Annotated in this window: 13 protein-coding genes and 1 pseudogene; 13 read left to right on the top strand and 1 reads right to left on the bottom strand. The window is 65.4% G+C overall.

Features of this window, described 5'->3' with window-relative positions:
• Positions 1-2: 2 nt before the first annotated feature.
• The 11 genes from QQL24_RS13790 (at position 3) to QQL24_RS13740 (ending at position 12,691) form a co-directional block, all read left to right on the top strand.
• A complete protein-coding gene (locus QQL24_RS13790; RefSeq protein ID WP_284312742.1) occupies positions 3-1,502 on the top strand; it encodes an aromatic amino acid lyase in 1,500 nt (499 codons plus the stop codon).
• Positions 1,502-2,863, top strand: a complete 1,362-nt coding sequence (locus tag QQL24_RS13785) for a UbiD family decarboxylase (RefSeq protein WP_284312741.1) — start codon at positions 1,502-1,504, stop codon at positions 2,861-2,863. Before QQL24_RS13790 ends, QQL24_RS13785 begins: the two co-directional genes overlap by 1 nt.
• 269 nt (positions 2,864-3,132) lie before the next feature.
• The gene (locus tag QQL24_RS13780) at positions 3,133-3,702 is read left to right on the top strand and encodes a UbiX family flavin prenyltransferase (protein WP_284312740.1); all 570 of its coding nucleotides are present in this window, start codon (positions 3,133-3,135) and stop codon (positions 3,700-3,702) included.
• Position 3,703: 1 nt separating this feature from the next.
• Entirely contained in the window at positions 3,704-4,948 is a 1,245-nt protein-coding gene (ertE, locus tag QQL24_RS13775; protein WP_284312739.1) for an N-carbamyl-l-glutamate amidohydrolase ErtE, read from the top strand.
• A 109-nt stretch (positions 4,949-5,057) separates the two neighbouring features.
• Entirely contained in the window at positions 5,058-6,332 is a 1,275-nt protein-coding gene (locus QQL24_RS13770) for an NAD(P)/FAD-dependent oxidoreductase (protein WP_284312738.1), read from the top strand.
• A 166-nt stretch (positions 6,333-6,498) separates the two neighbouring features.
• Positions 6,499-7,389: an ABC transporter permease gene (locus QQL24_RS13765; protein ID WP_284312737.1), complete on the top strand. Its 891-nt coding sequence runs from the start codon at positions 6,499-6,501 to the stop codon at positions 7,387-7,389.
• Entirely contained in the window at positions 7,386-8,228 is an 843-nt protein-coding gene (locus QQL24_RS13760; protein ID WP_284312735.1) for an ABC transporter permease, read from the top strand. The genes QQL24_RS13765 and QQL24_RS13760 overlap by 4 nt, the downstream gene beginning before the upstream one ends.
• 126 nt (positions 8,229-8,354) lie before the next feature.
• A complete protein-coding gene (locus tag QQL24_RS13755) occupies positions 8,355-9,422 on the top strand; it encodes an ABC transporter substrate-binding protein (protein ID WP_284312733.1) in 1,068 nt (355 codons plus the stop codon).
• 156 nt (positions 9,423-9,578) lie between these two features.
• Positions 9,579-10,175: a cupin domain-containing protein gene (locus QQL24_RS13750; RefSeq protein ID WP_284312899.1), complete on the top strand. Its 597-nt coding sequence runs from the start codon at positions 9,579-9,581 to the stop codon at positions 10,173-10,175.
• On the top strand, positions 10,165-11,229 hold the full coding sequence (locus QQL24_RS13745) for an ABC transporter ATP-binding protein (protein ID WP_284312731.1): 1,065 nt from the start codon (positions 10,165-10,167) through the stop codon (positions 11,227-11,229). Before QQL24_RS13750 ends, QQL24_RS13745 begins: the two co-directional genes overlap by 11 nt.
• Positions 11,230-11,260: 31 nt before the next feature.
• Entirely contained in the window at positions 11,261-12,691 is a 1,431-nt protein-coding gene (locus QQL24_RS13740; RefSeq protein ID WP_284312730.1) for an aldehyde dehydrogenase family protein, read from the top strand.
• A gap of 144 nt (positions 12,692-12,835) precedes the next feature.
• Here QQL24_RS13740 and QQL24_RS13735 read toward each other — a convergent pair whose 3' ends face one another.
• Positions 12,836-13,153 (bottom strand): hypothetical protein, encoded by a 318-nt coding sequence (locus QQL24_RS13735; RefSeq protein WP_284312728.1) that lies wholly within the window; start codon positions 13,151-13,153, stop codon positions 12,836-12,838.
• Positions 13,154-13,762: 609 nt separating this feature from the next.
• Between QQL24_RS13735 and ku the strand changes: the two genes are divergently transcribed.
• A complete protein-coding gene (gene ku, locus QQL24_RS13730; RefSeq protein WP_284312726.1) occupies positions 13,763-14,572 on the top strand; it encodes a non-homologous end joining protein Ku in 810 nt (269 codons plus the stop codon).
• A gap of 179 nt (positions 14,573-14,751) precedes the next feature.
• Positions 14,752-14,892: pseudogene (locus tag QQL24_RS13725) on the top strand (arginase family protein); the annotation flags it as partial.
• Positions 14,893-15,168 lie beyond the last annotated feature (276 nt).

The raw sequence follows: 15,168 nt of genomic DNA, 5'->3' as shown, positions 1-15,168 counted from the left end.
CCATGCTGTCCCGCCCCACCATTGCCCTCGGCGAGGCACCACTCAGCCTGGACGATGTCACCGCCATCGCCCACCGGCGGGCCGGGGTCGAGCTTTCGCCCGAGGGTCGGGCAGCGGTGCTGCGGGCTCGTGCCGTGGTCGACCGCCTGGTGGACCAGGGCATTCCGGCCTATGGCATCACCACGGGCGTCGGCAGCCAGAAGGACTTCGGCGTCAACCGCGAGGCCATCGCCCGCTACAACACTCTGATGATCACCGCCCACGCCACCATCGCGCCCGGGCCGAACGCTTCGGCGGAGGTGATCAGGGCGGCACTGGCGATCCAGCTCGCCCTCTTTGCCAAGGGACGCTCGGGCGTGCGGCTCGAACTCGTCGAAAGCCTGCTCGCCCGCCTCCAGGCGGATGACCTGCCGGCCGCGAGATCCGGCTCTTCGGTCGGCGCCTCCGACATCGTGGCGATGAGCCAGCTTGCCGTGCCCCTCATCGGCAAGCAGGGCGTGGCGCCCGGCGGCAGCGGGCCAGCGCCGCTCGACGGGCTCGCCGCCAAGGAGGCGATCTCGCTGCTCAACTCCAACAGCCTGATGCTGGCGGAGGCGACGCTGGCGCTCGCGGAAGTCCGAGCCCTGCTCAACGCGGCGACGCTGGCGGGCGCCCTGTCGATGGAAGGCTTTCGTGGCAATTTGCGCTCCTGGCGCGAGGAGGTCGATCTGGCGCGTGGCCAGCCCGGGCAGATCCGCTCCGGCAGGGCGCTGCGCGAAGCGCTGGCGGGAAGCCGACTCTGGCAGACGGGCGAGGCGCGCTTCCTGCAGGATCCGCTCAGCTTCCGCTGCATCCCGCAGATCCATGGCGCGGCGGAGGCGGCCTATGATTTCGCCCACGCCATCTTCGAGGCCGAGTTGTCGGCGGCCTGCGACAATCCGCTGATCGATGCCGCCACCGGCGCCTTCCTCTCGCATGGCAATATGGAGACCAGCGCCTGCTGCCTTGCCATGGACACGCTGCGCCAGGCTCTCGCCAAGCTGATCGAAGCCTCGGGCCAGCGTATCCACAAGATCCAGTGGCCGGGCTTCACCGGCCTGCCGACCAGCCTCGCTGTCGAGCCGGGCGCCATCGGCGGCGTGCAGTTCCTCAATCTCGGTCACCTCGCCGGTGCCAATGTCGGCGCCGTCCGACAGGCGGCCTTCCCGGCCCTGCTCAATTATTCCGGCCAGCTCGACGACGGTGTCGAGGATGTCGCCGGCAATGCGCCGCAGTCTGTGGCCGAGACGGTGCGCAGCCTGGTGCCGGCCTGGAATGTCGTCACGCTGGAGGTGGCCTGCGCCGTCTGGGCCGTGCATCGCCGCGACGTGCCGCTGGAAGCCCTCGGCAAGGGTCTGCAGCCCCTCGCCCGCGAGATCCTGGCTTTGCTGCCCATCGGCCGCGAGGGCGAGGCGATCTTCGATCTCGGCCCGCTGGTCGAGGTGGTAAAGGCGGCCGCCGGCCTGCCCGCGGGGGAGAAGTGATGGCTGACCAAAGCTTTCGCGGCACCCTGGAGCGCCTGGCCGAGTGGGGCGAGTTGCACACCGTCGAGCGTGAGGTCGACCTCCGCTTCGAACTCGGCGCGGTGCTCGGCCTGCGCCAGCACGACAAGCCGCAGCTCTTCGCCAAAGTCGCGGGGCATGAGATGAAAGTCGCCGGCAATGTCATGAATTCGCGTGAGCGCATCGCAAGGCTGCTGGATACGGATCGGGCCGGCCTGCCCGGCCGCATCCTCGATGCCCTCAGGAGGCAGATCCCGCCTGTCACGATCGAGACCGCGCCCGTGCAGGAGGTGGTCCACCATGCGCCCCTCGACCTTGCCGCGCTGCTGCCCGTGCCGACTTGGTTCGAGCATGAGACCGGGCCTTACATCACCGCCGGCGTCATCGTCGCCCGCGATCCCGAGACCGGAAGGCGCAATGTCTCGATCGCCCGTCTCAGGCTCGACGGCGGCGGCCGGGTGATGGTCGGCATCGCCAGGAACCACCATCTCAATCTTCTTGCGGAGAAGGCGAAAAGTCTCGGCCAGCGCCTGCCGATCGCGGTAGCCATCGGCAATCATCCCGCCGTGCTGCTGGGCTCGCAGATGTATCTCGGCCTGGGCGATGACGAATATGACGTGGTCGGCGGCCTCCTCGGCGAGCCCTTGCAGCTCGTGCGCTGCCTCACCGTGCCGCTGGAAGTCCCCGCCGGCGCCGAGATCGTGCTGGAGGGTTTCATCGATGCCGGCGACCTTGTGCCGGAGGGCTCGGTCTCGGAATTTCACGGCTTCTACGTCAATTACGGACCGGGCACCGGCGGCGCCATCGGCTGCGTGACCCATCGGCGGGACGCGGTCTACCAGGCCATCCTGCCGGGCTATGCGCCGGAACATTGCTTGCTCGGCGCCGTCGCCATCGAGGCGGTGTGCTGCGAGGCGCTGAAGCGCGTGATCCCCGCCGTGCGGCGCGTGGTCGTCACCGATGGCGGCATGGGGCGCCTGCACGCGGTGATTGCCATGCACCGCCCGCGCCCCGGCGAGGGCAAGCGCGCGGCGATCCTGGCGATGGGACAGATCAACCTGTTCAAGCTGGTGATCGTGGTGGAGGACGATGTCGACCCGGAGGATGCGGCGGAGGTCGAGTGGTCGCTGGCGGCGCGCTTCCGGGGCGACGAGGACCTTATCGTGCTGCCCGGCATGAAGGCCGACCGCTGCGATCCCGTGCATCAGAGCATGACCGTGACCAAGATCGGCCTGATCGCGACGACCCGGCCGGGCGATGGCGAGCGGGAGAGCCGTTCGGAATTTGCCCGCGCGCCGGCCGAGGTGCTGGCGCGGGTGCGGGCAGAGCTGGGGGAGTATTGAGATCAGATGCCGGTAAACGCAAACGAAGGTCGAGCAAGGCGCGGCACTCCTTCCCCGACTACGGGGAAGGTGGCATTGCGCAGCAATGACGGAAGGGGGAGGGTGGCGCAGGCTTCAAAGGCCCCCTTGCCCGAGCGTCGCGCCGCTCTCCCCCTTCCGGCGCTACGCGCCACCTTCCCCGCAGTCGGGGAAGGATTGCGGCGCGCCTCACGATTCAAGGTGGCGTTTCCAAGAGGCCGGCAGGATGCTGGCGGTCCCAGGAGTGCCCTATGAGTCGGCCCAAACGCCTCATCGTCGGCGTCAGCGGCGCCTCGGGCTTCGATTATGGCGTGCGCATTCTCGAAATGCTGCGCGGCGAGAGCATCGAGACCCATCTCGTCGTCTCGCGCGCCGCCATGACGGCGATGGCGCATGAGAGCGAGATAACGGTTGCCGGCCTGAAGGCCCTCGCCGATCACACCTACGACAACCGTGACATCGCCGCGCCCATCGCCAGCGGCTCTTTCCGCACAGCCGGCATGATCATCGCGCCCTGCTCGGCCAAGAGCCTGGCCGAGATCGCCATGGGCACGGGCGGCACGCTGATCGCCCGCGCCGCCGATGTGGTGCTGAAGGAGCGCCGCCGCCTGGTGGTGCTGTTCCGCGAGACGCCGCTGCATCTCGGCCACTGCCACAACATGCTGCGCCTCACCGAGATGGGTGGAATCGTCATGCCGCCGGTGCCGGCCTTCTACCCACGGCCGAAGAGCCTTGACGAGATGGTCACCCATACGGCCGCCCGCGCGCTCGACTTGTTCGATCTGGAGATCCCGATGGATGGGCGCTGGAAGGGAGGCTGACATGCCGGAAGACCGCCTCTGGCAGGACCTCATGGCCCTTGCCGAAATCACCGATCCCGCGAAATCTTATACGCGGCGCTGCTTCACCGACCGCTTCCTGGAGGGCCGGCGCTGGCTGGAGCGGCGGTTCGCCGAGGCAGGGCTCACCACAAGGCTCGACGAAGGCGGCAACCTGATCGGACGGCTGGAGGGTGGGGTTTCGGGCCTCAAGGCGCTGGCGATCGGCTCGCATTCCGACACCGTGCCTTCGGGTGGCCGCTTCGACGGGCCGCTCGGCCTCCTGGCCGGGCTGGAGGTGGTGCGCCTCCTCAAGGACCGTGACGTCGCCCTGCGCCATCCCCTGGAGATCATCGACTTCCTGTCGGAGGAGCCGAGCGACTATGGCCCTTCCTGCATCGGCAGCCGCGCCATGACCGGCTTTCTCGATGCCGGCATGCTCGGCCTGCGCAACCCCGCAGGCGAGCCGCTCCAAGAAGCGATGACGCGCATGGGCGCGCTGCCGGAGCGGCTCACCGCACCTCTGCGCAACGACGTCGCCGCCTTCCTCGAGCTCCATATCGAGCAGGCGCGCGTGCTCGAACAGGGCGGCCTCGATATCGGCTTGGTCACCGGCATTGTCGGCATCGCAAGGGTGGAAATCGAGTTCACCGGCTCGGCCGATCATGCCGGCACCACGCCGTTTCATCTGCGCCAAGATGCGCTGGTGGCGGCGGCCGACCTCATCCTGCAGGCCCGCCGGCTGGGCGAGCATTTTTCGCGCACGCGCAACGGCTATTTCATCGCCACCACCGGACGCATCGAGGTGCATCCCAACGCCTCCAATGTCGTCCCGGGGCTGGCGCGGCTGATGGTGGAGGCCCGGGCCGAGCAGGCCGCGCATCTCGACGCCTTCCTGGAAGAACTCGCGCTGGCCAGCCTCGCCGCAGCCTCTGCTGCCGGTGTGGAGCGCAGCGCCTTCCGTCCGATCTCGCGCTCCGAGCCGTCGCCCTGCGACGGGCGGTTACGCGATCATCTGGCGGCGGCTGCGGGCGAGCTATCGCTGAAAACGATCTCGCTCGCGAGCGGCGCCGGCCACGATGCGGGTTTCATGGGGAGGATTGCGCCCATGGCCATGATCTTCGTGCCAAGCCGGGAGGGGAGGAGCCATTGCCCGGAGGAATGGACGGAGCCGGCCCAATGTGCAGCCGGGGCGCGGGTCCTGTACGAGGCGGTGCGACGAATCGATGGGGACATCGCCTTCGGGTGACGGGCGGGCCTTTCGGCTGCGAGGCCACGCGCATGCGAAACGCGCATTGCAATCCGGAATTTCTGATATATGAAAATCTAAGATCATATTTCATTTTTCGGGGCAGCCCATGCCGTTCATGCAGCCGCTTTGGTCTCCAGGCGCGCAGATGGTCGCCGCAACGCCTCTGGCAGATCTTGAAGCGCCCCATGTTACGGTCGTCGGCGGAGGCATCCTCGGGCTGTCCTGCGCGCTGCATCTCGCCCGGGCCGGCCGCTCGGTCCGCGTCCTCGAGGCAGCCCGCATCGGTGCCGGGGCATCGGGGCTGAACGGCGGGCAGGTCATCCCGGGCCTCAAATATGACCCGGATCAGCTGCTGCAGCATTATGGCGAGAAGCGTGGTGAGCAGGTCATCGATTTCGCGGCCTCGACAGCCGATCGGGTTTTCGATCTCATCGCCGCCGAAAAGCTCGACATTCCCTGGCAGCGCAAGGGCTGGATCCAGGCGGCCCATACCGAGAAGGCCGCGGAACTCGCCTGGCGGCGGGCAAAAACGTGGACCGGGCGCGGTGTCGCTGCGCGTGCGTTGTCGCGCGACGACGTCGCGACCTTGACGGGCGCCGAAGGCTATGTCGGCGGCTGGCTCGACCCGCGTGCCGGCGTCATCGATCCCCTGGCCTATACTCTGGGCCTCGCCAAACTTGCGGCGCAGGCGGGGGTTCTGATTGCCGAGGACGCCAGAGCCTTGCAACTCCGCCGAGATGGCGCGCTCTGGCGCATAAGGACAAGCACGGGCGTGGAACTGCGTTCGAGCCACGTCATCGTTGCAACCAATGCCTATGCGGACGGGTTGGTGCCCGGCCTTGCTCGTACGCTCCTGCCGCTACACTCCTTTCAGATCGCGACCTTCCCGCTTGAACCGTCGGCCCTGGCGCGGATCCTGCCCGGCGGGCAGGCCGTCTCGGATTCGCGGCGCATCCTTGTCTATTATCGCAAGAGCCCCGATGGCCGCTTGATGCTGGGCGGCCGCGGCTCGATGGCCGAGCCCTCGCAGCCGCGGGCATGGGCGCATCTCGAACATGCCCTCGTCCGCCTGTTCCCTGGCCTGCGCGGCCTGGCCATCGAGAAGCGCTGGTTCGGGCGTGTCGCCATGACGCTCGATCACCTGCCCCATCTGCACCAGCCGGAACCGGGCCTGACGATCGCTGCCGGTTGCCAGGGGCGCGGCGTTGGCCTGATGACGGCGCTCGGTCCCAGGCTCGCCGATTACGTCCTCTCCGGAGATCCCCGGACCCTCCCCTTCGATCTCACGCCCATCCGGCCCATCCCGCTTCATCGCTTCCGCCATATCGGCATGGGGGCGGCGATCGCCTGGTATCGGTTCCTCGATGCACTCGATCGCTAGAGCAAAAAGCGTTCAGGTGGGAGCGAATTTGGAAATTAACTCACTGGTATCAAAAGCATTTTGCGATTCTTGGTGATTCGATCTGAAAGTAAGACGCTTTAGTTGTCGCGATTGACTTTTTTCATAAATGTGAAAATTATCGTCTCGTTTCACGGCGCGATGTGACATGACGGTCGCTTCCTCATCCCTGCCATCGGCCCGTTCTCGAAACCGGACCTGGCTGTTCAATGTCCTCATGTTGCTTCCGGGGGGCTTGGCGACCTGCGTGCTGGTGCTGTTCGCGCTGGCGATCGTGCTGATGCTCGGCTTTCGCCTCAATGACGGCTCGCTCCTGGGCAGCGGCTTCACGCTCTCCAATCTCGCCAGCGCCATTTCGGATCCGCTTTATGCCGCCGTCCTCCTGCGCTCCCTGGCGATCGCCGGCGTCGTGACGCTTGCCACCGTGGTGACCGCCTATCCCGTGGCCTATTATCTGGCATTCCATGCCGGCGCCCGGCGTGGCCTGCTGCTCTTCCTGGTCACCCTGCCATTCTGGACCAGCTATCTCCTGCGTGTCTTTGCCTGGAAGATCGTGCTGGCCTTCAACGGCGTGCTCAACTCGGTGCTGCTCGGCACCGGCATCTTGTCCCAGCCGAGCCTCGCCTTCCTCAATACGCCCGCGGCGGTGGTGGTCACCTTGGCGCATGCCTATGCCGCCTTTGCCATCCTGCCGATCTATGTGGCGCTCGAGACGATACCGCGCTCACTCCTCGAGGCGGCGTCCGATCTCGGCGCGCATCCCTTCGCCCGCTTCCGCCGCGTCGTGCTGCCCTTGTCGATGCCTGGCGTGCTCTCCGCCGCCCTCGTCGTTTTCGTGCCGACCGTCGGCGACTATGTCACGCCCGCCCTCGTCGGCGGCCCCTCCAGCACCATGATCGGCTCGATCATCCAGGCTCAGTTCGGCAAGGCCAATGACTGGCCCTTCGGCGCCGCTGTCTCCACGCTGGTCATGCTGGTGATCGCGGCAGTCATTCTGCTGGTGGCCATGGCCAGCAGGCGTTTCGGACGTCGATCATGAACAGAACCGGGTCTGAGCAGGGCAATCGCTGGCTGGGCGCCTATGTGGGTGCCTATCTCATCTTCCTCTATTTGCCGATTGTCCTCATCCCGCTGTTTTCATTCAACGATTCCATTCAGATCGCCTTCCCGATCAAGGGCCTCACCCTCTCATGGTATCAGAGCCTTCTCGACAATGAGGCGCTGCATGGCGCCCTCGTCACCAGTCTCGTGGTTGGCCTGAGTGCGGCGGCGCTGGCAACGCTCCTCGGCGTCACCATCGCCTATATGGAGATCAGCGGCGGGGGAAGGCTCGCGGCGACGATATCGGTGCTCTCGCGCCTTCCCATCCTGATACCGGGGGTGATAATCGGCATCGCCCTGCTGATTCTCGTCAACCTGGCCGGTCTCGGTCCGTCGCGCATGGCCATGATCCTCGGCCACACCCTGGTGGCCCTGCCAACGACCGTCGTGGTCATGCGCGGACGCTTTTCCGTCCTGCCGCGCAGCCTCGGCGAGGCGGCCATGGATCTTGGCGCCCGCGAATGGACGACCTTCCGGCGGGTGATACTCCCGCTCAGCACGCCGGCAATCGCCTCCGCCTTCATGCTCTCCTTCCTCACCTCGTTCGACGAGTTCGTCGTGGCGTTTTTCCTGGCCGGCACGGAGCCCACCCTGCCGGTCTTCATCTGGGCCCAGCTCAGATTTCCCAAGGCTTTGCCCGGCGTCATGGCGCTGGGCACCGTCATCCTCACCGTCTCCATCGTCTTGGCGACGGCAGCCGAACTTGTCCGTCGCCGCGGACTGAGTGGAAAGGCCGCGATACCGACCGGCGCAGTCGGTCCGCTGTCAGCATCCTAAAGCAAAATGCGCTCAGGCAAGAGCGGGTCTACAAATTAACTCGTTGATATCAGAAGCATTTTGCGATTCTTGCTGATTCGATCTGAAGGTAAAGCATCCTAGAAGCACACAGAGAGGGAACTAATCATGCCAATGAAGAAACGATCCGTCCTGGCTAGGGGATTGGCCCTGCTCGCCCTGGCTGCCACCGCGATGACCGGCCCGGCGGCACAGGCCGCGGACAAGCTCAGCTATTTCACCTGGTCCGGCTACGAGCTGCCCGATTTCAACAGGAGTTTCCTCGCTGCCCATCCCGACGGCGTCAAGGCCTCGGTGTTTGGCGACGACGACGACGCCTTCACCAAGGTCAAGGCCGGCTTCAGCCCGGACATCGCCCATCCCTGCTACGACAAAGTCTCGCGCTGGCAGAACGCGGGCCTCATCCAGCCCATCGACACCAAGCGAATCAAGAAATGGGACACGATCTTTCCCGTCTTCCGCAACCTGCCCGACCTCCAGGCCGGCGACGGCAAGGTGTGGATGGTGCCGTGGGATTGGGGCAATACCTCGATTCTCTATCGGACCGACCTGATCAAGAATCCGGAGCAGAGCTGGAACCTGCTGTGGAACAAGGATTATGCCGGCCGCATCGCCACCATCGATGCGGTACATGACACGCCGATCGTCGCCGCCCTGCTCGCCGGGATCAATCCCTTCGACATGACACCTGCCGAGATGGACAAGGTCGCCGACAAGCTCAGAGAACAGCGCCCCCTGCTGCGCAGCTACACCACCGACATGACCTCTGTGGAGCAGTCGCTGGCGAGCGGCGAGCTCGTCGCCGCCATGACCTGGAATGCCTCGGCGACCACCCTGAAGAAGCAGGGCGTATCGGTGGAGTTCATGAAGCCCAAGGAGGGCATGCTCACCTGGGCCTGCGGCATCGTGCTCCTGAAGGATGCCAAGCATGTCGATCTGGCCTATGACTTCATAAACAGCCGCCTCGAAGCTGAATCGGGCAAGGAACTCATCACCCAGTATGGCTATGGCAGTGCATCGAGCGCCGCCTTCGCCCTGGTGCCGAAGCCCGATCTCGATCGTCTGCAGCTTCCCTCCGATCCGGAAGTGGAGCTGAAGACGACCATCTTCACCGGGCCGATGAAGCAGAACGAGGATCTCGCCAAGATGTTCGAGAAGATCAAGGCAGGCGGCTGAAGCGTTTTGCGATTTGCCGGACTCGGTGAGAATCGCAAAGACGCGTCGAAACAAAGAGTTAGAGCGGATGCCGCCATGCCCTTTTGCGGCATGGCGGTTCCACAGGAGAGATCGATCGTGAGTTCGGAAGATTTCAGCCAGACGCTCGACCCGACGGTGCCGCGCCTGGCGTCCGAGGTGACGGAGGCCGATGTCCGTGTCGGGCGCCGGATCAGGGCGCTCCGGCTCGAACGCAATCTCGGTCTGATCGACGTGGCGCAGCGGGCCGGCATTTCCGTCGGGGCCCTCAGCCAGATCGAGCGCGGCCTCAGCTCGCTGCGCGTCCGCGTACTCTGGCCACTCGCCGCGGCCCTCGACGTCGAGCCGCACAGCCTGCTGGTCGATGGGGCCGACCAGGAGAGCGATCTCTATTGCGTGAGGTCGGCCAATCGGCGCGTGCTCCCGGTGTGGTCGGAAGGCATCCGCAAGGAACTGCTTTCGCCGCCGGGCGCCACTCTCACCGGCCTGCTGGTCTATATCGAACCGGGTGGAGGGACTGCCGAAGCCTATGCCCATGCCGGCCATGAGTTCGGCCTCGTGCGGACGGGTGAGGTGGAGCTGACGATCGACAATGTTCTCTATACGCTCAAGGCCGGCGACAGCTTTGCCTTCAAAAGCACCCTGCGCCATTCCTTCTGCAACACCGGCTCGCAGCCTTGCGAGATCGTGTGGGTCAACACGGTGAAGCCGTCGGAGGTGCGCAATGGCGCTTGAAACGCTGCTGCGGCTGGAAGCGGTCTCCAAGATCTTTCCCGGTGGTGCCGTCGGCCTCGACGCTGTCGACCTCGATATCGGCCAGGGCGAGTTCCTCAGCCTGCTGGGCCCTTCCGGCTGCGGCAAGACGACGAGCTTGCGGGTGGTCGGTGGCTTCGAGCAACCGAGCTCCGGCCGCGTGCTCCTCGACGGCCAGGACATCACGGGCCTGCGTCCCTACGACCGGCCGGTGAATACCGTCTTCCAGGATTATGCGCTCTTCCCGCATATGAATGTGGAGGAGAATGTCGGCTTCGGCCTGTCGCTGCGCGGTCTCGGCGCCGCCGAGACCGGCAGGAGGGTGAGGACGGCGCTCGATCTGGTCGGGCTGGCCGACAAGATCGGTGCCCGAGTTTCCGCCCTTTCCGGCGGGCAGCGCCAGCGTGTCGCCCTGGCGCGCGCGATTGTCTGCGAGCCCCGGGTGCTGCTGCTCGACGAGCCTCTTTCGGCCCTGGATGCCCATCTGCGCGAACAGATGCAGGTCGAGTTGAAGCGCCTCCAGGCGCAGCTTGGCACCACCTTCATCATGGTCACCCATGACCAGACCGAAGCCTTGTCGATCTCGGACCGCATCGTGGTGATGAATCGGGGACGCATCGAACAGATCGCCTCGCCGGCCGTTCTCTACGACGCGCCGGCGACGCGTTTTGTTGCCGGCTTCATCGGCACCATGAACGTGCTGGAATGCCGGCTGGTCGAGCGCCGCTCCGGCACAATCATCGCGGCCGCGGGTCCTCTGACTTTCGAAGCGGGTGCCGGGGACAACGCCTCCGGGGGCACCCTCCTCGTCGGTATCCGGCCGGAGGATGTACTTATCGAGCCCGATGGCGTACCGGGGCGGGTGATCGGCACCGTGTTTCATGGCCGCACCCTGAGGCTGCATGTCGAATTGCTCGACGGCACCCCCTTGACGATCGACGCGCCGCGCAGCGATCTCAGTGCAGACTATGGTTCCGGCCAGACCATCCATCTGCGGGTGCGGCCCGGTATTGCCCGCATTCTGCGTCCGAACTGACCACCACTGCGACCCCTGAGAGTATCCCGACATGTCCAATCATCTGCAGTTCTATATCGACGGCGCCTGGGTGGACCCGGCCGTGCCGAACAAGCTCGATGTGATCGATCCTGCGCACGAAGAGGCCTACACCGCCATCTCGATTGGCTCGCAGGCCGATGTCGACCGGGCCGTGGCCGCCGCCAAGGCCGCCTTTCCCGCCTTCGCGCGGACCACGAAGGCGGAGCGCCTTGCTTTGCTTCGCCGCATCCTCGAAATCTACAATGAGCGGTTCGAGGATATCGCACAGGCCGTGTCGCAGGAAATGGGCGCCCCGCTCGCCTTTGCGCGCGAAGCCCAGGCCTGGGCCGGCCGCGGCCATCTTGAAAGCACGATCAAGGCGCTGGAGGACTACGCGTTCGAGCATCAGCGCGGCACCACGCGCGTCGTGAAAGAACCGGTGGGCGTGTGCGCGTTGATCACGCCCTGGAACTGGCCCCTGAACCAGATCGTCTGCAAGGTGGCGCCGGCCATCGCCGCCGGCTGCACCATGGTGCTGAAGCCGAGCGAGATCGCGCCGATCAGCGGCCTGATCTTCGCCGAGATCATGCATGCGGCCGGAACGCCGAAGGGCGTGTTCAATCTCGTCAATGGTACCGGGCCTGACGTCGGACAGGTGATGGCAGGGCATCCGGACGTCGACATGGTCTCCTTCACCGGCTCGACGCGGGCCGGCATCATCGTCGCCAAGACGGCAGCCGATACCGTCAAGCGCGTTGCCCAGGAACTCGGAGGCAAATCGGCCAACATCATTCTGCCCGATGCCGATTTCGCCACGGCCGTCAGCAAGGGCGTGGAAGGCTGTTTCGGCAATAGCGGCCAGTCCTGCGACGCGCCAACCCGCATGCTGGTGCCGCTCGATCGGCACGAGGAGGCGCTGACGATCGCCAAGGCAGCGGCGGAGCGCCACAAGGTGGGCGATCCACGCAAGGAAGACAGCGTGCTCGGCCCCGTGGTCAGCCAACTGCAATACGACAAGATCCAGCGGCTGATCCGCAGGGGCATCGAGGAGGGCGCCACGCTCGTCACCGGTGGCCCCGACCGGCCGGACGGTCTCAATCGCGGCTATTATGTTCGCCCCACCGTCTTCGGCGGCGTAACGCCGGACATGACCATCGCGCGCGAGGAGATTTTCGGGCCGGTGCTCTCGGTGATGCCCTACAAGGATGAGGAAGAGGCGATCGAGATCGCCAATGACACGGTCTACGGCCTTGCCGCCTATGTCCAGTCGAGCGATATCGCCCATGCGCGGCGCGTGGCCTCCCGGATGCGCGCCGGCTCCGTTTACCTCAACTATCCCGACTGGGACACCTTCGCGCCGTTCGGGGGCTACAAGCAGTCCGGCAACGGCCGTGAATATGCCGATTTCGGTATTCACGACTTCCTGGAGATCAAGGGCGTGGTGGGCTACGGCGAAGCCTGACCGCGCAAAGCCTGCGGATCGAGGCGCGCCACACGCGGAGTGTCGATCTCCACAGCCCCTTCGAGAGTCGAAGGGGTGAGATCGGCATTCCTGGAAACGATACGTGCCGAAAAGAAGATGTCGATCAGTGATCGACACTCCATTTTATGGATCGAGCCGCGGGAGCGTGCTGGCGCGATAGCGCTGCGCGGCCTCCCTGCGGTCCTCGTCCCGGGAGGGCAGCCAGGCCGCGACCTTGCGGTCGATCTCAGCCCGGCGACTGACCAGATCGGGCTTCAGCGAGAAACTCGCGGTGATGGCCCTCAGTGCATCGCATTCCAGGGCACGCCCGGAGCGGGTCCAATGCCGCCTCAGGAAGAAGGCGATGAGGGTCTCGACATGCTCCTTTGTCCGATTCTGGGCATCGTTGAAGTAGACCAGGGTCACGATGCGTGACCGCGGCCTGAACCAAAGCTTGCGCATGGAATGTTCTTCTGTGGAGGTCACTCTTCGTCTGCCGCCGCCGGTCAAGGCAGGCGTACAGATGTGCAGCATCGGCTGCAGCGGTTGTTCAAAACGCCACTCTCAGGAAAACCGCCTTGGCGGTCATTTACTTGTGTGGGATTTGCCGAGAAGAAGCCGAGCGGTTCCGATGGCATACGCCAAAGCAGGCGTTGCACGATTCAAGGAACTATTCGAATTATTCTGGGAAATGACGCGCCGGCTGCTGTAATCGCGACGGTTAAGGTCTTCGATGGAACTTGGCGATGGAGCCTTGTTGTTTTGTCCCGTCAATTGAAGATTTTGTAATTATAGGCCGACTGCGGCGCCTGACCCTGAGTAATTCTGTCGCAGTTGTCCGATTTTTGAAAATAGGGGTCCGGTGGGGCGCAGGTTTGGAGTGGCGGGCCTCACCCGGAAGGGCGGCTGATCTACGCTGCAGCCCCGTCCGCGAGCGCCTTCACCGCCTTCAGGTTCCTGACAAAATCGGCTTAGGCGGCCTCCCGGGCCGCCGCTGTGATGTCCGCGCTGCCAGGAACCAACCTCCCGGAAAGCACGTTCACTTGAGCTACAGCACTTCTTGGAGGCGTGATGGCCAAGCCGAGAGCCAATTGGAAGGGCGTCCTCAAGATCGGCGAGCTTGCCGCCGGCGTGGCGCTCTATACGGCGGCGAGTACCACCGAGCGGGTCGCCTTCCACATGCTCAACCGCAAGACCGGACATCGCGTGCAGCGCCAGTTCGTCGATGCCGAGACCGGCAAGCCGGTGGAGCGGGACGACCAGGTCAAGGGGTATGAGACGCCGCAGGGCGAGACCATCATGCTGGAGCCCGAGGAGATTGCCGCGGCGGTGCCCGAGAGCGACAAGACGCTGACGGTGGCAGGCTTCGTTGCGCTGGACGCCATCGACACCGTCTATTTCGACCGGCCTTATTATCTCGCCCCCAGCGACGAGAGCTCCGCGGAGGCCTTCGACCTGCTGCGCGAGGGCATGCGAAGCGTCAAGGTGGCGGCGCTGGCGCAGGCCGTGCTGTTCCGCCGCCTGCGTGGCGTGCTGATCCGTCCGGAAGACGAGGGCATGATCGCCACCACGCTCAATTTCGACTACGAGGTCCGCTCGCAGGAAGAGGCTTTCGCCGACATCCCCAAGCTCAAGCTCGACAAGGAGATGCTCGACCTCGCCGGCCACATCATCAAGACCAAAAGCGGCCGCTTCGACCCCGCCGCCTTCGACGACCGCTACGAGGCTGCGCTGGCCGAGCTGGTGAAAGCCAAGATCGAGGGGCGCAAGATCAAGCCGCAAGCCAGGAAGCGCGAAGGCAAGGTGGTGAGCCTGCTGGAGGCGCTTCGCGAGAGCGCCAAAGGCGGGGCGGTGGCGAAGCCGGCGAAGAAGCGGGCTTAGCGGCCGAGGATCGCCGATCCAGCGCACGGGAAGTGAGACGAACGATCTTTTCCCCCTATCTCGCCAGCGTTCGAACCGGCCCGGCACCGTTTTGGACCTCGGCAGATCCGCACCGAATCCTGCATGATCCGCCCCTACAACATGGCGACGCGGGCGGCCCCCCTTGACAGCCTGCAGGCGGCTGCTGGGGCCTCGACCTGGTAGGCTGCGACCTCGTGGAAGTGTCGCCGCCCTATGACCCGGCCGGCAATACCGCCATCACGGACGCCAACCTCCTGTTCGAGATGCTTTGCGCGCTGCCGGGCGTGCCGCGGTGCTGACCGACGACGGCCGGAGCACGGGAATAGCCGGACCAGAGATTGCATCGGCGTGTGGCTCTATCGAATTGCGCACCTCCTGCGTGCGGCCTTGATCCGAACATCCTCTGTCGGCCCGGATGTCTGCCTGCCTCGATTCCCGTCCCATCCCGCAGACTCGCAAGCCCGTGGGAATGAAAGGTATCCCCGCGTGCCGCCTGCCGGGATTCGCCGCCATGGTCATCCTCCCGACTCGCCCTTTCGGGCCGAGGGCCGATTTGAGGGCCTCGGATCCGACGC

The sequence above is a fragment of the Labrys miyagiensis genome (assembly GCF_030160835.1).
GTDB lineage: Bacteria > Pseudomonadota > Alphaproteobacteria > Rhizobiales > Labraceae > Labrys > Labrys miyagiensis.
Note: the sequence above shows the minus strand (reverse complement) of the source record. Positions and strands in the feature narration are given on the sequence as shown.